We start from the raw sequence: 24,608 nt of genomic DNA, 5'->3' as shown, positions 1-24,608 counted from the left end.
AAGCAAGGCGTCGGAAAATATCTGCGAGAACAGAAACAAAGTTCCCCGAGAACGCCCCGGAACTGCGGTTTTTCGGCACCCGAAGGCCACGTCACCACTTCCTCGCGAACCGGGATCGAGGAATCCTAGGAAGATGAAAACGGGAAAGTCAACGGCTTCTCGAAACGCGGACCGCGAATTCCGCGCCGAACAGGAGAACCCGGCCGGCATTGCAGGTCCACTTAGGACTCGGGGCGCCTCTCGTGGTGCGAGAGGCGCCCCTGGTCGGTCGTCGATCAGTCGGCGATCGCGGCCCGGACCTCTTCGGCTTCGGTCGTGCGGCCGAGCTTCTCCAGGATCTCGCCGAGTTCCAGCGAGACACCGGTGTGGGCCGGGATGCCCAGCGGAAGTCGTTGCAGCGACGCCCGGTAGAGGCCGACCGCCTCGTCGGAGCGACCGGCGCCGTCGAGCACGCGGGCGGCCAGCAGCTCCGACATCGCAGCGGAACCGTCGTCGCCGGACTCGGCGTACGCGTCAGCTGCGGTCAAGGCGTTCGAGACCGCTTCTTCGACGCGCTCCATCGAGGCCAGCGCGTGCGCCTTCGTGTCGATCACGTCGGCGACGAACCAATCCTGCCCCGCATCCCGGCCGATCTCGACAGCGGCGTCGAGATCCGCCAGACCCGACTCGTCACCGAACTTGATCTTGCCCTGGCCCAGCTGGTGCAGCGCCCGGGCCAGCATCTCGGGCTGCTCCTGGCCACGAGCGAGCCGGAGGGCGGATTCGAGGCTCTGCACCGCGTCGGCGTCCTCCACGGACACCAGGAGCTCGCCCAGCGCCAAGTGGGCGCGGAACGCCAGCTCGACCAGCGCTTCGTCACCCGACTCCTCCGCGACGCGCGCCACCTCGGACAGCACGCGGTACGCGGTGCCCAGCTCCTGGGCCCGACGAGCAGCCGCACCGAGCCAGTACCGAGCCTCCAGCGCCGACGCTCCGCCGCCTTCGACACCGGCGAAGCCAGCGGCCGCCGCGTCCAAGGCCTCCATCGCCAGGTCGGGCTCGCCCGCCTGGAGGTGGAACCGGCCCAGCCAGTACCGGTTGGTGTTGAGGTCGCCGGTGTCGCCGAGTTCCGCGTGCCGCACCGCGACCTGCGCGCGGTGCACCGCCTCCTCCGACTGCCCGAGGTCGTCGAGCAGGTGCGCGGCCAGCATCGCCGCGTCGGAAGCACCGGCGCGGTGGCCGATCGCGGTGTGCAGGCCCAGCAGCTCGTCGGCGGCGCGGATCCCGACCTCGAAATCGCCCATGCCGCCCGCCAACCGGGCCCGCACGTCGAGCGCCTTGATCCGCCAGCACCGCTCCGCGTCGGAGACCAGCACGGCGTCCAGGGCTTCCGCGGCGTCTTCCTGGTCGCCCATCCGCAGCATGGTCAGGGCCAGCAGCAAGCGCGTGTTGCCCAGCTGCTCCAGCCCGGCGGATTCGGCGACGCCGACGGCTTCCCGCGCCAGCTCGATCGCGCCGTCCGGCTCGTCACCGGAGCTCGGCAGCGCGGCCAGCGCGGTCAGGACCTTCACCTTGGTGTCCGGATCGAGGTCCCGCTGCAGCGCAGCGCGCAGCTCGTCCTCGTCGCCGGTGTTGAACGGTGCGTACAGCGCCAGGCCGAGTTCCTCCTCGGCGTCGGCCTGCTGGTCCTCGCCCAAGGCGCGCAACGCGTCGATCCGGGCCTCGACAGCCGCCAGCGCGCCGTCCCGGTCCTCCCGGGCCCTGCAGACCGCCAGGACGCTGCTGTGGAACCGGGGCTTCAGCTCGGGCTCCGACGGCTCACCCATCTCGTCGAGCAGCGCCATCGCCGCGTCGTGGTCGTCCTTGACCACGACCGCCAGGTCGAGGTAGTCCGCCGGGGTCGTCGGCGCGGCGGGCTCGGCCAGCTCGGTGGGCACGAACGCCTGGGTCTCGATCGGCAGGTCGTAATGCTCGTCCTCCAGCGCGCGAGCGCGCTCGACCTCGGAGGCGAAGTACCCGTTGCCGTTGCGCGCGTCGAACGCCGCGGCGATCTCCTCCGCGACCCGCCAGGAATCCGCCGCCAGCTCGGCCGCGGTTCGCGGCTCGGGCTCGACACCGAAAATGGCTGCCACGTCGGGCATTTCGCTACCCCGGACCTCAACGTCACCGTGACCGCTGCGGACCACCGCGTCGAGCAGCACACCGTAGGACACCAAAGCGCAGAAGCGCTTGTACACGTCCAGCGGGTCCTTCGGCAGTTCGCCGATGTGCCGTTCCAGCAAGGACAGCCCGCGTTCGGTGTTGCCGGTGACGGCGAGGAAGATCAGGTGGTCGGCCACGATGCCGAACCCGTCGGCGTTCGAGGTCGCCGCGCGGTAGCTGCGGAAGTGGTGCCACTTCGCTTCGTCGGCACGGCCCGCGCGCAGCAGCGGCAACAGCGCTTTGCCCTGGGCGCGTTCCGGTTCCGAGCCGCACCGCACCCGGTTCTCGATGATCTCGTCGAAGAGCTCCAGCGCCTTCGCCTCGTCGCCGGACCGGCGGAAGAAGTCGGCGTCGTCGCTGCGGACGCAGGCCTCGCAGTGGCTGTAGTCGTCGCGCGGCAGATCCTCGCGCGCAGCCCGGAACTCGGCTGCCTCCTCGAAGCGGCCGGCAGCGGTGGCATTGGCGGTCTTCGCCTGCCACACACCGGAAAGCCCGACACCGGCGGCGCGGTAGCGGTGCTCCATGTCGTCGAGGACCTGGTCGACCTGGCTCTGCGGGAAGGCCGGATTCAGCGCGACCGCCTCGGCCATCCACTTGTAGTACCAGAGCAGGTCGAGGTCGTCGATCCGGCTCGGGAACCGCGCCGGATCCGAGTCGTGCTTGCCCAAGCACCAGGAGAACGCGGTGAACATCGTGTCGCTGTCGCCGGTCAGCGCCGCGCTGGAGACCTGGCGCATCCGCGCCCGGTAGAGCAGCTCTTCGGCACCGGCCTCCTGCGCGAGCCGGACGGCGTCGGCGACCATCGCCGATTCCTCCGGCCCGTAGGCCATCATCTCGCTCTCGTCGAGCAGCCGCTCGACCTCGGACGTCCCTTCGGACACCTTCATCCCCCCGTTTTTCCCGAAAACCCGTGGTGCTGCGCGAACGGCCGGTTCAGCCCGCGACGCCGACGCTGAGCTGGATGAGGTCGCTCATCGCGGTGGTCAGCACGGTCCGGTCGGTCTTCGACAGCGGCCGGTGCCCGGCCAGCAGGGCCTGGACGTAGACCAGCCGGACGCTGCGGTCGAAGACGACCTGATCGTCCACGTTGGACAACTGACGGATCATCGTGTTCTGCCAGTTCAAGCACAGCCGCGCGGTGGTGCCGCGGGAGGCGAGCCCGGGCTTGCCCGCGGTGATCGCCTCCACCCCGCCCAGCACGTCCGCCCACACGCCGGGTGCCGAGTCGCGCACCTCGGTGCGCTCGATCCGGCGGATGGCCGCGGCGTCAGCGACGTGGAGAGCGCTCACATCACCGGGCCGGAAGGACCGGACCACCGCTTCGCAGCCGAGCTCGGCGAGCACCGCAGATGCCCGGCGCTCCAGCGCGCTGGTGCTGCTCCGGTCGTCCATCGGCGGCGGGGCGAGCTCGTCCAGGATCGAGCCGACCTGCACCTGCTCCACCGTGACGTCCTCGACCAGCAGCGGCAGGCGCCGCAGCAGGTCCGACTCGTAGGTGTAGCCGCCGTTGATCACCGGGTGCTCGGTCGGGACCACCGCCGCGATCTGCCGGAACTCGTCGACGGTCTCGACGTAGCGGACGTGCCGGGACTGCTCCAAGTAGTCGTGCACGGTCATCCGGCCGACCGAGGTCTCCACGGTCAGCCACGGCAGCACCGCCGCCGCCAGGTCGTCGTCGTGCACGGCCATCGACTTCAGGCCCAGGTCGTGGACGGCGACGAACCGTTCGAACCGGGCCGGCCTGGTGGTGGCCTGCTGCACGATCCAGCGCCGCAGCGCCTTGCCGATCTCCTCCCGGGTGTACTCCAGCGCCTCGTCGGCGACCAGCTGCTCCCGGGACGCCGTCGGGTGCAGGCCCTCGGTGTTGATGACGCAGCGCACGAAGTGGGCCCACTCCGGCAGCAGCTCGGAGAGGTCCTCGCCCAGCAGCATCCGGCCGAGGTAGAGCTCACCGCTGCGCCGCGCACCGGGCGGCGGTGCGTACGGCAGCACGTAGGCGACGCCTTGCGTGCCGGTGGCCGGGACGGACAGCTCGATCGTCTCAAGTGGACGGTGCTGGATCAGCTCTTCGCCGAACTCCTCCAGCGCCGAAGCCGCCGAGCGCTCGTCCGCCGGCCGCTCCTGCGGCAGGAACAGCGCCGGTTCGTTGGCGGTGTCCCAGGCGTCGTCGGTGCGCCGGACCCGCACCTCCACCGGCAGGTAGCGGCCGAACCGTCGGGCCAGCCGCAGCACCTTCTCCGGCGCGAGCAGGGCCGCGTCGTCCGGTCGCGGGGACAGCCGCACCTCGGTGCCGATCGCCAGTCCGGCGGCCTCGTCCTCCGGTAGTTCCCGGATCGAGAAGGTTCCATCGGCCGCGCCGGTCCACTCCACCGGCGGGTGCCCGTGCACCGAGCGGCTGCGGACCACGATCCGGTCGGACACCATGAAGCAGCTCAGCAGACCGATGCCGAACTGGCCCAGGTAGTCCTCGTCGCGGAGGTTCAGCACGTCGTCGCGCTTGGAGCTGCGGCCCACCGTCGCGAGCAGCTCACCGGCTTCGGCCGCGCTCAAACCCTGCCCGGAGTCGCGGAAGACGAACTCCTCCGGTGAATCCGGGATCGTGCCCACCGGGAAGATCTCGATGCTCCCCCGCGCCTGCTGCCCGGAGACCTTCGCGCGAGCGGCGATCGCATCGCGCCCGTTCTGCAGCAACTCGCGCAAGTAGACGTGCGCACCGGAGTAAATGTGCCGGCCCAGCAGATCGACGACTCCACCGAGGTCCACCTGGAACGGGCGCGCATTCGAGCCCTCGGTGTCTTGCATCCAGAATTCCCCTTCCGCACCGCGCACGCTCTTGATCATACGCGGGCACCCCCACCGACCCGACCATCCCCGATGCGCGCAACCAGCGGTATCGGAGTCGAATCGTGCCTGGTAGAACGGTTTTCGCGAGCGCACCACCAACCAACGTAGGTAGCCGTACCCGACATCGACGACGATTCCCCGCAGCGTAACGAGTTCATCACGCGGCACTCGGCAAAAGCGCGGAGGAAAATCACCCGAGCGGAAATGCAGGCGGAATGGGAACTGAATGCACGCAGCGTCCATTCCGCGAACACACTCCGTACACATTGGAGGGTGATGCGCGCGACGATCACGTCCGCGTACATCGAAGGGTCAACACCGGTTCGCCCGGCGGCCATCTGGTGGATCTACCGTGCACCGGCCTCCACCGATTCCGCGCGGTACCTCCGCGCACGGCTCACAAGGGGAAGCATGACAGCGAATTCCGGTTCGACCCCGTCCCGCCGCCAGGTCCTGTTAGCCGGCACGGCAGCACTCGGCGCCGCAGCGCTGACCAGCACCGGTCTCGGCTCCACCGCGAGCGCCCTGCCCGGCGCGGGGCGGGTGATCCGCTCGCCGTTCACGCTGGGCGTGGCGTCCGGTGATCCGCTGCCGACCGGCGTCGTGCTGTGGACCCGGCTGGCCGTGGATCCGCTCGCCGAGGACGGGCTCGGCGGGATGCCCGACCAGATCGTGCCGGTGCAGTGGCAGATCGCCGAGGACGAGGGCTTCCGCAAGGTCGTGGCCGAGGGCACCGCGCAGGCCCGGCCGGAATCCGCGCACTCCGTGCACGTCGAGCCGTCCAACCTCCAGCCGTCCACCGAGTACTACTACCGCTTCCGGGTCGGCAACGAGCTCAGCCCGGTCGGCCGCACCAGGACCGCGCCGCGCTCCGGCGCGCAGCTCGACCGGTTCTCCTTCGCCTTCGCCAGCTGCCAGAACTTCCCGGTCGGCCACTTCAGCGCCTACTCGCACATGGCCCAGGAGGACCTCGACCTGGTGGCCTTCCTCGGCGACTACATCTACGAAGGCGGTGCGGCGGGCACCATCGGCCGCCCGCACGCGCCCGCGCGCGAGACCTTCGACCTCGCCGACTACCGCATCCGGCACGCCCAGTACAAGACCGACCCGGACCTGCAGGCCGCGCACGCCGCGTTCCCGTGGGTCGTGGTCTTCGACGACCACGAGGTGGAGAACAACTGGGCGGGCGACCGGTCCCAGCCCGACAGCGAACCCGACCAGGACCCGGCGGTCTTCCGCAAGCGCCGCACCGACGCGTTCCAGGCCTACTACGAGAACATGCCGCTGCGCGAGACCCAGCACGTCCAGGGCGCGAACATGCGCCTGTACCGGCGGCTCACCTTCGGCGACCTGGTGGACTTCCACCTGCTCGACACCCGCCAGTACCGCGACTTCCAGGACCAGGACAAGCGGCTGGACCCCGAGCGCACCATCCTGGGCGCCGAGCAGCGGGACTGGCTGCTGCGCAACCTCGGCGGCCGGACGGCGCGCTGGAACGTCCTGGCGCAGCAGGTGTTCTTCTCGCAGCGCGACTTCACCTCGGGCGACGACGACTCCTTCAGCGATGACGCCTGGGACAACTACGTCGCCGAGCGCAACCTGGTGCGCGACCGCATGGCGCAGACCTCCAACCCGGTGGTGATCACCGGTGACGTGCACGCCAACTACGTCTGCGACGTCAAGGCCGACTTCGACGACCCCTCCTCGGCGACGGTGGCCACCGAACTGGTCGGCACCTCCATCACCTCCAACGGCAACGGCGTCGAGCAGAACCCCGGCGACGCGGTCCAGCTGCAGGAGAACCCGCACATCAAGTTCATCAACCGGCACCGCGGCTACGTCCGCAACACGATCACGCCCTCGTCGTGGACGGCCGACTACCGGGTCCTCGACTACGTGGAGACGCCCGGCTCGCCCATCCGCGACCGGGCCCGCTTCGTGATCGACGACGGCAAGCCCGGCGCGAACCTCGCCTGACCCCCGGGGTGGCGGTTCGTCCGGAGCCGCCACCCCGCGTCACGCCGAGCCGGCCCGCAGGTCGCCGGGCAGCGGGATGACTTCGCCGGTGCACCGGCCGTCCGGGTGCATCAGCCAGCCGACCCGCTTGCGGGTGCGCAGGATGACCGAGCTGTTCAGGACCTGCCCCGTCGGCATCAGGCGTTCGAGGTGCGCCTGCATGGCCAGCAGGTCCGTCATGTCCGCGGTCCAGGCGTTGATCACGAGGTTCGCCGACCCGGTCACCGACATGCACAACCGCACCCGGGAGTCCTCCCGCAGCCGCGAGATGGTCTCGGCCAGCGCGCTGCTGGGCAGCCGGCACCACCAGATCACCGCCATCGGCCACCTGGTGTGCAGCTGCGCGACCTCGCACCGCATCCGCAGCGTCCGCGAGTGCAGCAGCGCCGCCAACTGGCGGCGGACCGTTGAGGTGGGGCGGCCGACCTTCTCGGCCAGCTCCGCGGCGGTGGCCCGGCCGTCGTGGGCGAGTTCGGCCACCAGCGGCCCGTAGATGTCGGGCCGGAGGTAGATCCGCTCGCTGGGCCGGTCCTGCTCGGTGCGCCCGGTGCGCAGGACCTCCTCGCGCTGCGCCCGGTCCAGGGCGTCCAGCTGCCACTGGCTGCCTTCGATGTGCATCTTGGCGCCGATGTGCGAGTGCAGCGAGGCCACGCCGGGCAGCGCCGGGAGTTCGTCGAGCAGCAGCGCGGACAGCTTCTCGAACGACGCGGCCGACACCGTCACCAGCAGGTCCCGGCCCTGCGCGGCGTACTCGATGTTGTGCACCCGCGGCATCCGCTCCAGCCTGCGCGCCACCGCCTCCACCGAGCCCGGGGCGCAGTTCATCTCGACCAGGGCGACCATGGCCCCGCCCGCGAGCTCGCCGTGCAGGGGGTACGCGGTGATCCAGGCCAGCCCGGCAGCCCGCAGCCGCGCCCAGCGCTGCGCCAGCACCGTCGGCGAGGACCCCAGCGCCGGCGCCAGCGCGGCCCACGGAGCTCGAGGCCGCAGCTGCAGGGCGTGGATGAGCGCCAGATCGTCCTCCGAGAAGTCCTCGTGCACGCTTCTCCCCCGTGCTCGACATCGGGTGAGCGAATCCAGCGGAATCTCCGCCTCCCCGGCTTGCGTGCGCAGACTCTACCCAGCTCAAGGACGAGATGAGGAAGGTGCACGACGTTGGACCTGTTGGACGACGCCCGGTCGCTGCAGCCGGATCTGGTGCGGCTGCGCGAGGACCTGCACCGGGTTCCCGAGGTCGGGCTGCAGCTGCCGCGCACCCAGGAGCGCGTGCTCGAAGAGCTGCGCGGGCTGCCGCTGGAGATCAGCACCGGCAGCAGCACGACGTCGGTGACCGCGGTGCTGCGCGGGACCGGATCGGATGCCGCAGCGAGCGCGCGGCCCACCGTACTGCTGCGCGGGGACATGGACGCGCTGCCGATCGAGGAGCGGTCCGGGGAGGACTTCGCCGCCACCAACGGCGCGATGCACGCCTGCGGGCACGATCTGCACACGGCCGGCCTGGTCGGCGCGGCGCAGCTGCTCAGCGCGCACCGCGACCGGCTGGCCGGCGATGTCGTGTTCATGTTCCAGCCCGGCGAGGAGGGCTACGACGGCGCGCGGGTCATGCTCGACGAGGGCGTTCTCGATGCCTCCGGGCGTCGCCCCGACCACGCCTACGCGCTGCACGTCGTGCCCCACCGGCTCCCCGCTGGACTGGTGTCCGGCCGCGCCGGAGTCACGTTGTTCGCCTCCTACACGTTGGAGGTCGTGGTGCGCGGCACCGGTGGGCACGGCGCGACACCGCACGAGGCCGCGGACCCGGTCGTCGCGGCCGCGGAGATGGTCGGCGCCCTGCAGACCGCGGTGACCCGCTCGTTCAACGCGTCCTCTCCGGTGATCGTCACGGTCGGGATGCTGCGCGCGGGCACCGCCGCCAACATCATCCCGGACACCGCGCGCTTCGAGGCGACCGTCCGCACCGTCGACCCCGATGCCGAACCGCGGCTGCGGGCGGTGTTCACCCGGTGCTTGGAGGGAATCGCGGCGGCGCACGGCGTCCGCGTGGACGTCGACCTGGTCGCGGGCTATCCGGCCACCGTCAACGACGCCGCGGAGGCCGAGTTCGCCGGTGGTGTCGTCCGCGAGCTGTTCGGCGCGGAGCACTACCGCGCCGAGGAGCACCCGACGCAGGGCTCGGAGGACTTCTCCCGGGTGCTGCAGGACGTCCCCGGCGCACTGCTGTTCCTGGGCGCGCACGCCCCGGGAGCGGTCCCCGAAAACGCCGCGGCGAACCACTCGCCGATGGCTCGTTTCGACGGTTCGATGGTCGGCCGGGCGTCCGCGCTCCTGGCCGGTCTCGCAGCGGAAAGGCTGGGCGCATGAGCACGTTCCCGCTCTCGCGGCGCAAGGTCCTGGTCGGACTCGGCCTGGGCAACGCCATCGAGTGGTACGACTGGGGCGTTTACGCGACGTACTCGGTGTTCTTCGCCTCCCAGTTCTTCACCGGTGGCAGTGCGGCGTCGAACCTGCTGAGCACGCTCGCGGTCTTCGCCATCGGCTTCGTGGCGCGGCCGATCGGCGGGATGTTCTTCGGCTGGATGGCCGACCGGGTGGGCCGCAAACCCGTCCTGACGCTGAGCATCGGGATGTCGGCCGGGTCGTGCTTCCTCATCGCGCTGTGCCCGACGGCGCACCAGGTGGGGCTGCTCGCACCGACGCTGCTGGTGCTGGCGCGGCTGGCGCAGGGCCTGGCGCACGGCGGTGAGCTGCCGTCGGTGCAGACCTACCTCGCGGAGGTCGCACCCCCGCAGCGGCGCGGGCTGTGGTCCAGCGTGATCTACGTGTCCGGCGGGATCGGGACGTTGTTCGCGCTGGGGCTCGCCGGCGTGCTCTCCGCGGTGTTGACGCCGGAGCAGATGGGCGAGTTCGGTTGGCGCATCCCGTTCGCGCTCGGCGGTTTCCTCGGGTTGTACGCGCTGGTGCTGCGCCGGAAGTTCACCGAGACCGAGATCTTCACCGCCAACACCCCGAGCGAGGAGCAGGCCGCCCCGAAGCGTTCGACGCTGCAGCAGCTGCGGGCCAACATCAAGCCGATGCTGCAGGTGGTGGGCATCAACCTCGGCGGCACGATCGTCTACTACGTGTGGGCCATCAACGCCCCCACCTTCGCGATCTCCCAGCGCGGCACCGACCCGACGGGCGCGATGCTGGCCGGTGCCGGCGCCACGGCGCTCTACGTCGCGGCGATGCCGTTCTGGGGTTGGCTCTCGGACAAGATCGGGCGCCGCCGGCTGCTGCTGATCGTCTGGCCGGTGTTCCTCGTCCTGTTCTACCCGTTGAACCTGATGATCCAGGGCGAGGTCTGGCAGCTGTTCGTCGCGATGTCCATCGGCGTGGTGCTCAACGGCGTGCTCAACGCGATCGGACCGGCGATCACCGCGGAGCTGTTCCCCACCGGGATCCGGGCGCTCGGCCTGGCCGTGCCCTACGCGCTGACGGTCGGGCTGTTCGGCGGAACCGCGCCGTACATCCAGACCTACCTGTCGGAGCAGGGGTTGTCAGGCCTGTTCAACGCCTACGCGATCTTCCTCGGTGTGCTGACGCTGATCACGTTCTGGCTCCTGCCGGAGACCAAGGGCGCCAAGCTGGCCGGTGACGAACGGCCCACCGCGCAGGTCGCCGAACGATCCTGACCGCCGTCGCGGGGCCACCCCCCCCCCGGCGGGCCGACGGCGTTGTCGATCGTGCACAACTGGTCGTCCGAGCTTCGTCAGCGCCGGACGTGGAGGCCCGGGCCAGCGGTGCACTACCGTTGGACAACTGCTGCCGCGGGATCGGGCGAAGAGGTGACGGCGTTGTCCAGGGCACCAGTCGCATCCGGATCGGACGGGGACGTCCTGGCGCTCGTCTCCGAGACCGCACGGCGGTTGAACGCGCGGCAACCGCGGATCGCCAGGGACATGAGCGACCGGCTCGCCCGCGAGATCGACCGGTTGGACGTCGACCAGCACCTGGTGGAGCTGCTGCACGCCAGCGTGGACGCCAACACCAAGACGATCGTCCACGTCCTGACCAACCACATCCCGATCGACCACCTGCAGCCGACGACCGCAGCCGTCGAGTACGCGCTGCGGCTGGCGCAGCGCGACATCCCGGGCAACTCGCTGGTGCGGGCCTACCACATGGGGCAGGACTACTTCATCCAGCGCGTCTTCGAGGAGGTCCAGGGCCTCGACTGCGCCGCCGAGGTGAAGTTCGAGGTGCTGCGCCACATCTCGCAGGTGGTCTACCAGTACATCGACTGGATCTCGCTCTACGTCATCGACGCGTACTCCGAGGAGCGGGAGCGCTGGAACAACGCCCGCGGCAACGTGCAGTCCTCGCTCGTCCACAAGATCCTCGCGCAGCAGCCGGTCGAAGCGTCGACCTTCGAGGCCGAAACCGGCTACCGGCTGGGCCAGTTCCACCTGGCCGCGGTCGTCTGGAGCACCCGCCCCGAGGAGGGTGCGGGCGACCTCCGCGCGCTGGAGGAGTTCCTGCGCTCGCTCGCGGCGCGGTGGGGCGCGGGCAGCCCGCCGATCATCACCGCGGTGGACCGGAGCACCGCCTGGGGCTGGATCCCGATGGGACGCCGGCAGCGCGCCGTCGACGTGGACGAGGTGCGGCGAGCTGCCGAGGACGAACCCGGCTGCCGGATCGCGTTGGGCTTGCCCGCTTCGGGAACGGCCGGCTTCAAGCGCTCGCACGAACAGGCCCAAGCGGCCAGAGCTGTGGCCCTCGCTTCGGGCGGCCGGACGTCCCCCGCGGTCAGCTTCGGCGACCCGGGGGTGGCGATCGTTTCCCTGCTGGCCAAGGACATCGAGTCCACTCGGCTCTGGGTCTCGGAGGTGCTGGGCCGATTGGCCTGCGACGACGAGAACGCCGCCGTGCTGCGCGAGACGCTGCGCGTGTTCCTGCTCAACGGCGAGAACTACGGCCGGACGGCGGAGGAACTGCTGCTGCACCGCAACACCGTCAAATACCGGCTCGGCAAGGTCTTCGCCGACGGAGCAAGCCCGTCCACCCACGACCGGCTCGACGTGGCCCTCGCCCTGCAGGTCTGCCACTTCCTCGGCCCGCGAGTCCTGCGCCCCACGACCGCCGTCTGACGACCACCCCAACTTCCCGTGCCGCAATTTCCATTGAAATCGCGGGTCCGATTTCAATGGAAATTGCGGCGCGTCGTCAGGTGCGGTGGCCGCCGCGCAGGTACTTCAGGGCGCGGGCCGCGGCGTGCGCACCGCACATCCCGTGCGCTCCGGGACCGGGTGGGGTGGCCGCGGAGCAGATGAAGTGCCCGGGCAATCCGACGTCGTACGGGTTGAACGTCGGGCGGGGGCCGAACACGAGCTGCCGGAAGTCCTTCGCCCCGGTGAGGATGTTGCCGCCCACGTAGTTCGGGTTGTGCTCGGCGAATCCGGTGGTGGTGCGCACCGCGGTGCCGACGATCCGCTCCCGGAACCCGGGGGCGAAGCGCTCGATCTGCGCGATGATCGCTTCGGTCGCGTCGCCGGCGTAGCCGTTCGGCACGTGCGCGTAGGTCCACACCGGGTGCACGTCGCCGACCGAGCGCTGCGGGTCGGCCAGGTACTGCTGCCCGACGAGCGCGAACGGCCGCTCCGGCATCCGGCCCGCGTGGATCTCCCGCTCGGTCGCGGCGATCTCGGCGAACGTGCCGCCGAGGTGGACGGTGCCCGCCCGTCGAGCCGGCTCGGAGGTCCACGGCACCCCGCCTTCGACGGCGAAGTCCACTTTGAACGCACCCGGCCCGTAGCGGAACCGGCGGTAGGCCCGGGCGATCCGGTTCGGCAACCGGTCGCCCAGGATCTCGGCCACCGCGGTCGGGGCGAGGTCGAACATCGTCACGTCGCTGTTCGGCAGGTCGGAACCGGAGCGCACCCGGACCCCGGTTTCGATCTTGCCGCCCAGGTCGAGCAGCAACGCGGCCAGCGCGTCGGTGATCGCCCTGGAACCGCCGGCCGCCACCGCCCAGCCGTGCCGGTGCCCCGCGGTCAGGATGCCCAGCCCGATGCTGGTGCTCAGCGGGCGGTCCAGGGGCTGGAAGGCATGCGCGGCCACTCCGCCGAACAGCGCCTTCGCCTGCTCCCCGCGGAAGATCTCCGTCAGCACCGACGCCGGCAGGAGCGCGGGGATGCCGAAGCGGGCGAGCCGGAGCGGATGGCGCGGAATCCGCAGCAGCGGCCCGAGGATGTCCTCGGACAGCACGTCGTAGTCAGCGGCCGGCCCGGCGAACAGCCTCGACCAGCGGCTGCCGTCCGCACCGAGACCGGCGGCCGTCCTGGCGACGGAGCGGTGCAGCACCCCGGCCGTGCCGTCGTCGAGCGGGTGCACGCAGTCGATCTCGGGAAACCGCCACTCCAGGCCGTACCGGCCCAGGTCGAGGCGTTGCAGGAAGCTCGACCCGACGGCCATCGGATGGGTCGCCGAGCACTGGTCGTGCAGCAGACCCGGGAGGATCGCCTCGGCGGTCCGGGTGCCGCCGCCGATCTCGTCGGCCGCCTCCAGCACGGTGACCTGCACACCCGCCTCGGCGAGGGCGACTGCGGCGGCGAGTCCGTTCGGGCCGCTGCCCACCACGACCGCCGCACTCATGCCGAGCTCCCCATCGCCGGATCCGCTGCACCGCTCTCGCGCACCGACAGTAGTCCGCCCGCGCGCCTCCAGCTGACGTCGCGCGGGATCGGGCCGTTGGGCAGCCACGGCTGCTCGGCGACCGCGTCGGCGACCTTCCAACTGCCGCGTTCGACCACGCCGAGCGCGGCGTCGATCACCTGGTAGCGCTGGATCCCGGAGTGGATGGGCTGGGATTCGACCCACACCACGACCAGCTCCCCCGGCGCGAACCCGACCCGGCTCTGCACCGCGCGGATCAGGCTCTCGTCGTGCAGGTGCCCGTCGCCGAAGTTGAACCCGATCAGCGAGTTGCAGACGAACTCGGCCTCCCGCACGGTCCGCTGGTCGAGGTCGGGCAAGCTGTCCAGCAGCACCGAGAACAACCCGCGCCCCTGGCTGTGCATCGAGCGCCAGGCGATCGTCTGCTGCATCGTGATCTCCGCAGCGGGCGCCGGGTACCCCATGGCCAGCAACTGGTCGAGCTGGTTCGCGGTGGGGCGGTGCGCGATCGAGTTGAGCTTCTCCTCCGCACCGGGCGCGAAGGCCCACAGCGCCGAGGCCCAGTTCCCCGCGTACTGGCGCATCGACGGCAGGAACGACACCAGGTCCGGCCGCAGGTTGCCCAGGACGGGGAAGAGCACCAGCCCGGCGACGATGCCCGCGGTCAACCACGGCGAGGACATGTCACCGAGCCCGTAACCGGTCCCGGCCGGGAAGCCGAGGAACAGGAAGACGGCGGCGTAGGCGAACAGGACGTTCCACTCCAGCGGTACCGCCAGCGGGAACGTCGAGGTGATGAACAGGTGGAACAGCACCATCAGCACCACACCGGCCGAGGTCAGCCAGCGGTTGGTGGACAGCAGCAGCACCAGCGGTGTGGCGATCTCGACCAGCGTGCCGCCCACGTGCGCCATGAAGGTCGCCAACTTCGACGGACGCAGGTCGTGCGGGAAGTTCCGGTAGTGGGCGCGCTTGAGCCACCGCGGCGGCCAGAACGGCGTGTTGCTCACCATCGGCGGAACGACGTTGGTGAAGTGCCGCCCGAACTTCGACACCCCCGCACCGACCCACACGCTCACGATCAGCAGCTTCAACGCGATGATCATGTCGACGAACGGCAGGAACGCGAAGAACACCATCGCGGGCAGGTACTGCTCGCCGCGGGCGGCGATGAACAGCGTCTTGTCCCGCAGTCCGCACAGGACGACCAGCGCGATCGGTGCGATCAGCAGGGCGGGGTTCACCAGCCCCGCAGCGCCGTGGGCAAGCCCGGCGCCTGGGACACCGGGCAGCACGATCGCGACCAGCATCGCGGCCAGGAAACCCAGGTACAGCACGACATCGGCAGCGGTGCGCCGGTCACCGCTGGTGAGCGGCACCCGCTTCCAGGGCCGCAGCCGGATGGTGCCGGGACGGGCCCAGAACAGCACGCCGCCGGTCATCGGCTTGAACTTGCCGGCCAGCGGCCCCCACGAACCCGCCAGTCCCAGCGCTTCCAGGAACATCGTCCACAGCACCAGCTTCTGGTAGACGATCGGCTCGTTCCACCACTCGCCGACCGCCCAGAAGGGCCCGACCCCGGAGGTCCAGGTCGCCAGCGCGGTCCCGATGCCGATGTAGAGCACCAGCAGCTTGACCACGTAGACCACGTGGACCTGCCGCGGGGTGCCGAAGCCGTACTCGACCCAGTGCACGGCCAACGCCTTGATGCGCTCCCGCAGCGGTTCGTCGAGGAACGTCGTGGTGTCCACTGGCGGGAAATCGCCTGTTCTGAAGCCCATTCTCGTCTCCTTCGCTCGGGCAGGGGGTACCGCCGGGCCGGCTGGTGGGTGCCGGTCCGTCGTCTCAGCGGGATGAACTAGCGGGCCCGGAGGGCCTTGCGCAGGGTCGGTTTGTCGATCTTGCCGACCGGGTTCTTCGGCAGTTCGCCGAGCAGGTGGACCTCGACGGGCAGCTTGACCTTGGTCAGCTCGTGCCGGCAGCGTGCGAGCAGGTCGTCGACCGTCACCTCGGCGTCCGGGTACGGCACCACGTAGGCCACCGGGACCTCCCCGTACACCTCGTGCGGGGCGCCGACCACGGCCGCCTCCAGCACCCCGGGGTGGCCGTGCAGAACGGACTCGATCTCCTTCGGGTACAGGTTCTCGCCACCGCGGATGATCATGTCCTTGACCCGGTCGACGAGGGTGAGGTAGCCGTCCTCGTCGATGCGCCCGACGTCGCCGGTGCGCAACCAGCCGTCCACCAGCGTCGCGGCGGTGTCCTCCGGCCGGTCGAGGTAACCGCGCATCACGTTGGCGCCCCGGATGACGACCTCACCAGTCGCACCGGTCGGCAGGAGCTCCCCCTCCGGCGAGATCGTGGCGATGCGCTGACCGGGCAAGGCCGGGCCGACGGTGCCGAGCTTGCGCACGCCGTCGACGGGGTTGCACGCCGATGCGCAGGTGCCTTCGGTCAGCCCGTACCCCTCGACCAGCGGGAATCCGAACCGCGACTCACAGCGTTCGAGCAGTTCCCGCGACACCGGAGCCGCACCGCACACGGCGAACCGGACCGACGAGGTGTCCGCGGAGAGCTCGTCGGGGAGTTCGGCCAGGCGCGCGTAGATCGTCGGCACGGCGGAGAAGTAGGTCGGCCGGTGCTGCTCGACGGCGGCGAGGAAGGACCTCGGTTCGAACCGCTCCAGCACGGTGAGCTGCCCGCCGCGCAGCATCATGGTCAGGAAGCTGACGCAGATCGCGTTGACGTGGAACAGCGGCAGGACCAGCAGGCAGTGGTCGGCGTCGGTTGCTCCGAAGTGCCCGGCCATCGTCGACGCCATCGCATCGAGGTTGGCGTGGTCGAGCATCACCCCCTTGGGGCGGCCGGTGGACCCGCTGGTGTACACCAGCAATGCCAGTTCGTCCGGTCGGACCTCCCGCTGCTGCGGGATTCCCCTTGGTTCGCAACGCATCTCGTCGACGTGGATCACGGGGAGCCCAGCGCTCGGCGCGGCCGGCCCGCTGTTGAGCACGAGACGAGCTCCGGAGTCGCGCAGCTGGTACCCGGCTTCGCCCTCGGTGAAGGACGGGTTGATGGGCGTCGCGGCGGCGCCGAGGCGCCAGGCCGCGAGCAGCCCGATGAGCAGCTCGACCCGGTTCGGCAGCATGACGGCGAGGACGTCGCCCGGGCCGACACCGCGCTCGGCGAGCTCCTCGGCGAACGCCGCGGCCCGCTGCACGACCTCCGCGTAGGTGAGGTCGTTGCGGCCATCCCTCAAGCACGGTCGGTCCATGGCTGATTCGGGCAGATTCCACGGCAGGTATCCGACGCTCACGTGTCACCTCTGAGACGCGAAGACTTCATGTGACGCCGAACACTATGTGCGCCGGTGGCGCATTCCTATATCCAGCATCGACGAACTCCCCGATCCGCCTTGTCGACCGTTCACAACCGCGCCCACCACGACGAGGCCTATTCCCGATCAGTCCACACTGGACTTCGCTGATACCGGCGGCCCGTGCGACGCCGCGAGCAGGAGACCGCCCCGATGCCCGGCCTAAGATCGGCTGGATGCGGATCGACCTAGTCACGATCATCGTGGCCGACTACGACGAAGCCATCGACTTCTTCGTCCACTCCCTGGGCTTCGAACTCGCCGAAGACTCCCCGTCGCTCACCAACGACGGACGCCCGAAGCGCTGGGTCGTGGTCCGCCCACCCGGCGCCGGCACGGGGCTCCTGCTCGCCCGGGCCGACGGCGACCACCAGTCCGCCGCCGTCGGGAACCAGGTCGCCGGCCGGGTGGGCTTCTTCCTGCAGGTCGAGGACTTCGACGAAGCCTTCGCCAGGATGTCGGCGGCCGGCGTCGAGTTCGTCACCGAACCCCGCACCGAGCCCTACGGCCGAGTAGCGGTGTTCCTGGACGTCGCCGGCAACCGCTGGGACCTCCTCGGCCCGCGCTGAGCACCGCCCGTCCGGGCTGCAACCCCCTGCAACCCTTGCCGCGAGAGGCCCCGGAGCGTCTGCTGGAGAGGTCCGCGATGTGACCCCGGTTACACATCGCGGCTACCGGCGGGTAGCGGGGAGGCGGCGTGGCGCAGAGCGGCTCGAACAACGGTCACCACCCCTGGCGACCGGTCACGGCGAGCAGCCGGGACGCGGCGATCGGGGTGATCGTCAACCCCCTCTCGGGTCGGGACATCCGGCGCGTGGTGGCGCAGGCGTCGGTGTTCCCGAACGCCGAGAAGGCCAACATGGTGCTGCGCATGGTCGCCGCCGCCGGCGCGCTGGGGGTCGGCCGGGTGCTGGTCTCCACCGACGATTTCGGGGTGGCGGCGAGCGTGCTGCGAGGTTCCCAGCAGCACTCCGCCCAGACCGACCACTGGCCCGAGCTGACCTTCTGCGAGCTCGACCCCCTGACCGGCACCGCCGAGGACACCAAGCAGCTGGTTCGCCGCATGCGCGCCGACGGTGCCGGGGTGATCGTCGTGCTGGGCGGTGACGGCACGGTCCGGGCCGCCGCGAGCGAGGTGGGTGGCACACCGCTGCTGCCGCTGAGCACCGGGACCAACAACGCCTTCCCCCAGATGTGGGAAGCGACCGTGGCAGGTGTGGCGGCCGCGCTGGTCGCGCGCGGCGACGTCGACGTGCGCAGCGCGACGCAGCAGGCGAAAGTGCTGGAAGTGCAGTGCGGCACGGCCACCGAGCTCGCGCTGGTCGACGTGTGCGTGTCGGCGACCGCGCAGGTGGGTGCGCGGGCGCTGTGGAAGCCCGAGACCTTGCGCGAGCTGTACTGCGCCTTCGCCGAGCCGCACGCGATCGGCCTGTCCAGCATCGCCGGGCAGCTGCTGCCCACGACCCGCGACCAGCCGCACGGGGTGGCCGTGCACTTCGCCACCGGATCCGCACCGCAGTACCGCGTGCTGGCGCCGATCACCCCGGGCAAGCTCACCGCCCTCGACGTCTCCGCCGTGCAGCACCTCCCGCTGGGCGAGCCGGTCGCCAGCCACGTCCCCGCGGGCACGGTCGCCCTCGACGGCGAGCGCGAGTGCGAGTTCGGGCCGGGCGATGAGGTGACCGTGCGGCTGACGAACCGAGGACCGCGCGTGCTCGACGTCCAGGCCGTGCTCGACACGGCTGCGCGGCGCGGCCTGCTCCGCAGCGGCTCCCCCACTGTCCCCGAGGGCGCCACCGGGGTTGATTCGTGGCGCGTTCCACCGAGCGACGGAGGAAGCCACCGATGACCGAGACCGTGTCAGCGAAGCCGGCCGGGGCCCTGGACGAGGCCGGTCTGCTCGCCGCGTACCGCACGATGCGGACCATCCGCGCGTTCGAGGACCGGGTCCACCAGGAGTTCGCCAAGGGCGACATCCCCGGCTTCGTGCACCTCTACGCCGGGGAGGAGGCCTCGGCGACCGGGGTGTGCCAGCACCTGGACGGCCGCGATTCGATCGCCAGCACCCACCGCGGCCACGGGCACTGCATCGCCAAGGGCGTGGACGTCCGCGGGATGATGGCCGAGATCTACGGCCGCAAGACCGGGTCCTGCCAGGGCAAGGGCGGCTCGATGCACATCGCCGACCTCAGCAAGGGCATGCTCGGCGCCAACGGCATCGTCGGCGGCGGCCCGCCGCTGATCTGCGGCACCGCGCTGGCCGCCAAGCAGCAGGGCACCGGCGGCGTCGGGGTGGCGTTCTTCGGCGACGGCGCCAGCAACCAGGGCACCACGCTGGAGGCGCTCAACCTCGCCTCGGTGTGGAACCTGCCGGCGATCTTCGTCGCGGAGAACAACGGCTACGCCGAAGCCACCTCGGCCACCTGGTCGGTCGCGGCGGACAACATCGCCGACCGCGCCGCCGGGTTCGGCATGCCCGGCGTCATCGTCGACGGCTTCGACTTCTTCGCCGTGCACGAGGTCGCCGGTGAGGCCATCGAACGGGCCCGCAACGGCGGCGGACCGACCCTGATCGAGGTCAAGTTCACCCGCTACTACGGGCACTTCGAGGGCGACCAGCAGGCCTACCGGGGCGACGAGGTGGCCCGCGCCCAGGAACAGCAGGACTGCCTCAAGGCCTTCCGCAACCGCGTCACCAGCTCGGGCGCGCTCGCCGGTGAGCAGCTCGACGAGGTCGACCGGGAGGTGGCGCAGCTGATCGAGGAATCCGTCGAAGCGGCGCTGGCGGCTCCGAAGCCCACCCGCGAGGACCTGGAAACCGACGTCTACATCTCCTACTGACACGGGAAGGTTCACATGGCACGCAGCATCAGCTACCGGGAAGCGCTCAACGAAGCACTCGTGCAGGAGATGGAACGCGACAGCAGCGTCGTCGTGCTCGGCGAGGACAACGCCGGCGGCGCCGGTGCACCCGGCGAGCAGGACGCCTGGGGCGGCGTCCTCGGCGTCACCAAGGGGCTCTACGACCGGTTCCCCGGCCGGGTGCTCGACACCCCGATCAGCGAATCGGCGTTCATCGGCGCCGCGATCGGCGCGGCCACCAGCGGTCTGCGGCCGGTCGCGGAGCTGATGTTCATCGACTTCATGGGCGTGTGCTTCGACCAGATCTTCAACCAGGCGGCCAAGTTCCGGTACATGTTCGGCGGCAAGGCGGTCACCCCGGTCGTCATCCGCACCATGTACGGCGCGGGGCTCAACGCCGCGGCGCAGCACTCGCAGGCGCTGTACCCGGTCTTCACCCACATCCCGGGCCTGAAGGTCGTCCTGCCCTCCTCCCCGTACGAGGCGAAAGGCCTGATGACGCAAGCGATCCGGGACGACGACCCGGTCATCTTCTGCGAGCACAAGGCGATGTACGACGTCGTCGGAGACGTTCCCGAGGAGTCCTACGCGATCCCGTTCGGCGAGGCCAACTTCGTCCGCGAGGGCGAGGACGTCACCATCGTGGCCTTCGGGCGGATGGTCCCGATCGCGGCGGAAGCGGCCGACGAACTCGCCAAGTCCGGAGTGGAGTGCGAGGTCGTCGACCCGCGCACCACCAGCCCGCTGGACACCGACAGCATCCTGGAGAGCGTCGAGAACACCGGGCGGCTGGTGGTGGTCGACGAGGCCACCCCGCGCTGCAACCTCGCCACCGACGTCTCCGCCCTGGTGGCGCGGGAGGCCTTCGGCAGCTTGCAGGCACCGATCGAGATGGTCACCGCCCCGCACACGCCGGTGCCCTTCAGCGACGCGCTGGAGTCGATGTACATCCCGGACGCGCAGCAGGTGGTCAACGCGGTCAAGAAAGTCACGAGCTGGGAGCGCTGAGCATGACCGACGAGCGGATCCGCCGGATCAAGATGCCCAAGTGGGGGCTGTCGATGACCACCGGCACGATCACCGACTGGCTGGTCTCCGAAGGTGACGACATCACCGACGGCACCGAGCTGGCCGAGATCGACACCGACAAGATCGCCGGGACGCTGGAGTCCCCGGAGGAGGGAGTGCTGCGCGGGGTCGTCGTCGCGGAGGGCGAATCCGCCCCGGTGGGCGGCACGATCGCGATCGTCGCCCCGGCGGAGGTGCCCGACGCCGAGATCGAAGCGGCGGTCGCCGAGGCCAAGGAGCAGCTGGCCAGCGGCGAGGTCGAGGAGGCCGCGGGGCCCGCGACCGGCGAGGTGGAGGTGGGTGGGCGCACCCTGTCCTACGCCACGCTGGGCGACGGCCCCGAGGTCGTGGTGCTGGTCCACGGTTTCGGCGGCGACAAGAACTCCTGGCTGTTCGTCCAGGAACCGCTGTCCGAGGGCCGCACCGTGCACGCCCTGGACCTGCCGGGGCACGGCAGCTCGACCAAGGACGTCGGCGACGGCAGCCTGGACTCGCTGGCCGACGCGGTGATCGGGTTCCTGGACGCGCTGGACGTCGAACGGGCGCACCTGGTCGGCCACTCGCTGGGCGGTGCGGTCGTGACCGCCGTGGCGGCCCGGACACCGGACCGGGTCCGCTCCCTGACGCTGGTCGCCCCGGCCGGCTACGGCACCGAGGTCAACGCCGACTACCTGCGCGGCTTCGTCGGGGCGAGCACCCGGCGGGAGCTCAAGCCGCACCTGCGCGCCCTGTTCGCCGACGAGTCGCAGGTGACCCGCCAGCTTGTGGACGACCTGCTGAAGTTCAAGCGCATCGACGGCGTCCAGGACTGCCTGCAGGCCCTGCTCGGCTCCATCCTCGACGGGGACAAGCAGGCCATCGACGCGGCATCGCTGCTGGCCGGGGTCACCGTCCCCACCGCGGTGGTGTGGGGCGCGCAGGACCAGGTCATCCCGGTGGCCGACCAGTCCGCGTTCGGCGACCGCGCACAGGTGCGCGTGGTCGCGGGCGCGGGCCACATGGTGCACATGGAGGACCCGGCGGCGACCCGCGAAGCCGTCGAGTCGGTGCTCGGCCTCGAAGGCCTGTTCGGGCTCATCCTTCGGGGCATCCGGTCGACGCGGTGCGCAGCGCTTCTGCCACCATTCGGGGTATGGACGAGGTCGAAGAAGCACGGCTCCCGAAGAGCGCAGCGACCCGGGCCGTGTGCGCGCACATCGGCATCGGCTCCGACGTCCGGGAGGCGAGGGTCGCCCGCGACCGGCTCGACACCGTCCTGGCCTCCTACCGGGTGGCGTTCCTCCGCCAAGAAGCCAGCGGAGCCCCCACCTCGCGCTGAACCTCCCCCGGAAGGTGCCGGCGTTCTCTGCGCTGGGACGGCTGGTGGCCGAGAATTGGCCCGGCCGCACCACTGCGGTTCGCCAGCCACCCGCAGGAGCTGCACATGGGCACATCAGCTCAGATCGGCGTCACCGGGCTCGCGGTCATGGGCCGCAACCTGGCCCGCAACTTCGCGCGCAACGGCTACTCGGTCGCCGTGCACAACCGCACCGCTTCGAAGACCCGGGAGCTGGTCGAGGAGTTCGGGCACGAGGGCGACTTCGTCGCGGCCGAATCGGTCGCCGACTTCGTCGCCGCGCTGGAACGCCCGCGCCGACTGGTGATCATGGTCAAGGCCGGGGATCCCACCGACGCGGTGATCGAGGAGTTCGCGCCGCTGCTCGAGGACGGCGATGTGATCATCGACGGCGGCAACGCGCACTTCGCGGACACCCGGCGCCGCGAGCGCGACCTGCGCGAACGGGGCATCCACTTCGTCGGCACCGGCATCTCCGGCGGCGAGGAGGGCGCGCTGCACGGACCCAGCATCATGCCGGGCGGCTCCGACGAGTCCTACGCCTCGCTGGGCCCGATGCTGGAGAAGATCTCCGCCAAGGCCGCCGACGACGCGCCCTGCGTCACGCACGTGGGCCCGGACGGGTCGGGGCACTTCGTGAAGATGGTGCACAACGGCATCGAGTACGCCGACATGCAGCTCATCGCCGAGGCCTACCAGCTGCTGCGCGACGTCGCCGGGTACTCCCCCGCCCAGATCGCCGAGGTGTTCCGCACCTGGAACACCGGTCGCCTCGAGTCCTACCTGATCGAGATCACCGCCGAGGTGCTGTCGCACGTCGACGCCGCCACCGGCGAACCGTTCGTGGACGTCGTCGCCGACCAGGCCGAGCAGAAGGGCACCGGTCGCTGGACGGTGCAGCTCGCCCTCGAGCTCGGGGTGCCGGTCTCCGGCATCGCCGAAGCGGTGTTCGCCCGTTCCCTGTCGGGCCACACCGCGCTGCGCGAGGCGTCCCGAGGACTCGCCGGTCCGACCGCCCGACCGCTCAGCGGCACCGATGCCGACGCCTTCGCCGACCAGGTGGAGCAGGCGCTGTACGCGTCGAAGATCGTGTCCTACACGCAGGGCTTCCACGAGATCGCCGCAGGCAGCGCCGAGTACGACTGGAACATCGACCTGGGCGCGATCGCGTCCATCTGGCGCGGCGGCTGCATCATCCGTGCGGCGTTCCTGGACCGCATCCGCGCCGCCTACGACGCCCGACCGGACCTGCCGAGCCTGCTGTCCGACGAGACCTTCGCGGCCGAGATCGCCGATGCCCAGCACGACTGGCGCTCGGTCCTGGGCGCAGCGACCAGCCAGGGCGTGCCCACACCGGGATTCGCGGCGGCGTTGTCCTACTACGACTCCCTGCGCGCCACCCGGCTCCCGGCTGCGCTCACCCAGGGCCAGCGCGACTACTTCGGTGCCCACACCTACCGCCGGACCGACCGCGAAGGCTCCTTCCACACCCTCTGGGCCGGAGACCGCTCCGAAGTGCAGGTGTGACGCACCAGTCCACTGCGGACACTGGTCGCGCTGTTGTTCAGCGCGGTCGCCAGCCGGGGTGGCGCGGCGGGACGCGTGGACCGATCGCTGCGCCGGCCACCGACAGCGCGGTGCCGACCACCAGGAGCCAGGGACCGGGCCCCAGGGAGCCCAGGTGGCGGCCGCCGTCGGTCATGATCAGCAGCGTCACCACGTGGTAGAGCAGGCAGAGACCGGCGATGGCGGAGAGCATGATCCGGGTCGGGCCGGTCCGCCCCTCCGACAAGCTCTTCTTCGTGAGGCCGCCGCGGCTCTTGATGCTCTCCCTCGAACGCAAGGTTCCCAGCGACCACAGCGCGGGCGGGATCGCAGCCAGTGCGAGGGCGATGAACACGCCCTGGCCGAGGTAGACCTTGACCCACCGGTCGCTCGCGGTGAGGTCGGTCGCGTTGCGCGCCGCTTCCCGGACGGCCGCGGACACGTCGCCGAAGGCGGCGTCACCGGCCCACTTGAACGCGAACAGGCCCAGCACTGCCAGCAGCACGCCGAGCACGGCCGGGATCGCACCCCAACCCGGCAACGTCAGCGGCGGCTCCTGCTGCGGCGGAGGTGGCTGAACCGGATACGGCGGCTGCCCCTGCTGCGGATATCCCGGCGGCACCGGATATTGCTGCGGCGGGTGCGGTTGTTGGCCCGGCTGCCAGCCGGGTTGCTGCTGCGGATAGCCCGGACCGGGTCCCCCATGAGTCATAGCTGCCAAATCTAGTC

16 protein-coding genes and 1 pseudogene are annotated in these 24,608 nt (G+C 70.7%); 10 read left to right on the top strand and 7 right to left on the bottom strand.

The window, feature by feature from the left end:
- Positions 1 to 275: 275 nt before the first annotated feature.
- A complete protein-coding gene (locus OU415_RS14280) occupies positions 276 to 3,062 on the bottom strand; it encodes a tetratricopeptide repeat protein (RefSeq protein ID WP_270949215.1) in 2,787 nt (928 codons plus the stop codon).
- A 52-nt stretch (positions 3,063 to 3,114) separates the two neighbouring features.
- Entirely contained in the window at positions 3,115 to 4,983 is a 1,869-nt protein-coding gene (locus tag OU415_RS14275) for an HSP90 family protein (RefSeq protein WP_270949214.1), read from the bottom strand.
- A 453-nt stretch (positions 4,984 to 5,436) separates the two neighbouring features.
- Here OU415_RS14275 and OU415_RS14270 point away from each other — a divergent pair, with 453 nt between their 5' ends.
- Positions 5,437 to 7,002: an alkaline phosphatase D family protein gene (locus tag OU415_RS14270; protein WP_270949213.1), complete on the top strand. Its 1,566-nt coding sequence runs from the start codon at positions 5,437 to 5,439 to the stop codon at positions 7,000 to 7,002.
- Between the two features lie 39 nt (positions 7,003 to 7,041).
- Here the strand turns inward: OU415_RS14270 and OU415_RS14265 are convergent, their stop codons facing one another.
- The gene (locus OU415_RS14265; RefSeq protein WP_270949212.1) at positions 7,042 to 8,082 is read right to left on the bottom strand and encodes an Lrp/AsnC family transcriptional regulator; all 1,041 of its coding nucleotides are present in this window, start codon (positions 8,080 to 8,082) and stop codon (positions 7,042 to 7,044) included.
- A gap of 114 nt (positions 8,083 to 8,196) precedes the next feature.
- Between OU415_RS14265 and OU415_RS14260 the strand changes: the two genes are divergently transcribed.
- The 3 genes from OU415_RS14260 (at position 8,197) to OU415_RS14250 (ending at position 12,167) form a co-directional block, all read left to right on the top strand.
- Positions 8,197 to 9,402 carry a M20 metallopeptidase family protein gene (locus OU415_RS14260; RefSeq protein ID WP_270949211.1) on the top strand — a complete coding sequence of 402 codons (1,206 nt, stop codon included), beginning with the start codon at positions 8,197 to 8,199 and terminating at the stop codon, positions 9,400 to 9,402.
- The gene (locus tag OU415_RS14255) at positions 9,399 to 10,712 is read left to right on the top strand and encodes an MFS transporter (RefSeq protein ID WP_270949210.1); all 1,314 of its coding nucleotides are present in this window, start codon (positions 9,399 to 9,401) and stop codon (positions 10,710 to 10,712) included. Before OU415_RS14260 ends, OU415_RS14255 begins: the two co-directional genes overlap by 4 nt.
- Positions 10,713 to 10,874: 162 nt before the next feature.
- Positions 10,875 to 12,167, top strand: a complete 1,293-nt coding sequence (locus OU415_RS14250) for a PucR family transcriptional regulator (protein ID WP_270949209.1) — start codon at positions 10,875 to 10,877, stop codon at positions 12,165 to 12,167.
- Positions 12,168 to 12,243: 76 nt separating this feature from the next.
- On the opposite strand, the gene OU415_RS14245 is transcribed toward OU415_RS14250, so the two are convergent.
- From OU415_RS14245 to OU415_RS14235, 3 genes are all read right to left on the bottom strand, one after another.
- Positions 12,244 to 13,671: a phytoene desaturase family protein gene (locus OU415_RS14245; RefSeq protein WP_270949208.1), complete on the bottom strand. Its 1,428-nt coding sequence runs from the start codon at positions 13,669 to 13,671 to the stop codon at positions 12,244 to 12,246.
- Positions 13,668 to 15,473: a DUF3556 domain-containing protein gene (locus tag OU415_RS14240; protein WP_270949207.1), complete on the bottom strand. Its 1,806-nt coding sequence runs from the start codon at positions 15,471 to 15,473 to the stop codon at positions 13,668 to 13,670. The genes OU415_RS14245 and OU415_RS14240 overlap by 4 nt, the downstream gene beginning before the upstream one ends.
- A gap of 77 nt (positions 15,474 to 15,550) precedes the next feature.
- A complete protein-coding gene (locus tag OU415_RS14235; protein ID WP_270949206.1) occupies positions 15,551 to 17,008 on the bottom strand; it encodes a class I adenylate-forming enzyme family protein in 1,458 nt (485 codons plus the stop codon).
- A gap of 236 nt (positions 17,009 to 17,244) precedes the next feature.
- On the opposite strand from OU415_RS14235, the gene OU415_RS14230 reads away from it, so the two are divergent.
- The 6 genes and pseudogenes from OU415_RS14230 to gndA all read left to right on the top strand — a co-directional run bounded on the left by OU415_RS14230 (position 17,245) and on the right by gndA (position 23,861).
- On the top strand, positions 17,245 to 17,637 hold the full coding sequence (locus OU415_RS14230) for a VOC family protein (protein WP_270949205.1): 393 nt from the start codon (positions 17,245 to 17,247) through the stop codon (positions 17,635 to 17,637).
- Between the two features lie 128 nt (positions 17,638 to 17,765).
- The gene (locus OU415_RS14225; RefSeq protein WP_270949204.1) at positions 17,766 to 18,917 is read left to right on the top strand and encodes an ATP-NAD kinase family protein; all 1,152 of its coding nucleotides are present in this window, start codon (positions 17,766 to 17,768) and stop codon (positions 18,915 to 18,917) included.
- Positions 18,914 to 19,909 carry a thiamine pyrophosphate-dependent dehydrogenase E1 component subunit alpha gene (locus tag OU415_RS14220; RefSeq protein ID WP_270949203.1) on the top strand — a complete coding sequence of 332 codons (996 nt, stop codon included), beginning with the start codon at positions 18,914 to 18,916 and terminating at the stop codon, positions 19,907 to 19,909. Before OU415_RS14225 ends, OU415_RS14220 begins: the two co-directional genes overlap by 4 nt.
- Positions 19,910 to 19,924: 15 nt before the next feature.
- Positions 19,925 to 20,938 (top strand): alpha-ketoacid dehydrogenase subunit beta, encoded by a 1,014-nt coding sequence (locus OU415_RS14215; RefSeq protein ID WP_270949202.1) that lies wholly within the window; start codon positions 19,925 to 19,927, stop codon positions 20,936 to 20,938.
- A 2-nt stretch (positions 20,939 to 20,940) separates the two neighbouring features.
- A pseudogene (locus OU415_RS14210) lies at positions 20,941 to 22,038 on the top strand (acetoin dehydrogenase dihydrolipoyllysine-residue acetyltransferase subunit); the annotation flags it as partial.
- A 383-nt stretch (positions 22,039 to 22,421) separates the two neighbouring features.
- Positions 22,422 to 23,861 (top strand): NADP-dependent phosphogluconate dehydrogenase, encoded by a 1,440-nt coding sequence (gndA, locus tag OU415_RS14205; protein ID WP_270949201.1) that lies wholly within the window; start codon positions 22,422 to 22,424, stop codon positions 23,859 to 23,861.
- Positions 23,862 to 23,898: 37 nt separating this feature from the next.
- On the opposite strand, the gene OU415_RS14200 is transcribed toward gndA, so the two are convergent.
- The gene (locus OU415_RS14200; protein WP_270949200.1) at positions 23,899 to 24,591 is read right to left on the bottom strand and encodes a hypothetical protein; all 693 of its coding nucleotides are present in this window, start codon (positions 24,589 to 24,591) and stop codon (positions 23,899 to 23,901) included.
- Positions 24,592 to 24,608: the final 17 nt, after the last annotated feature.

This window comes from Saccharopolyspora oryzae (genome assembly GCF_027853915.1).
Taxonomy (GTDB): Bacteria; Actinomycetota; Actinomycetes; order Mycobacteriales; family Pseudonocardiaceae; genus Saccharopolyspora; species Saccharopolyspora oryzae.
The sequence above is the reverse complement of the archived record's forward strand: the minus strand, read 5'-3'. Positions and strand labels throughout refer to the sequence as shown.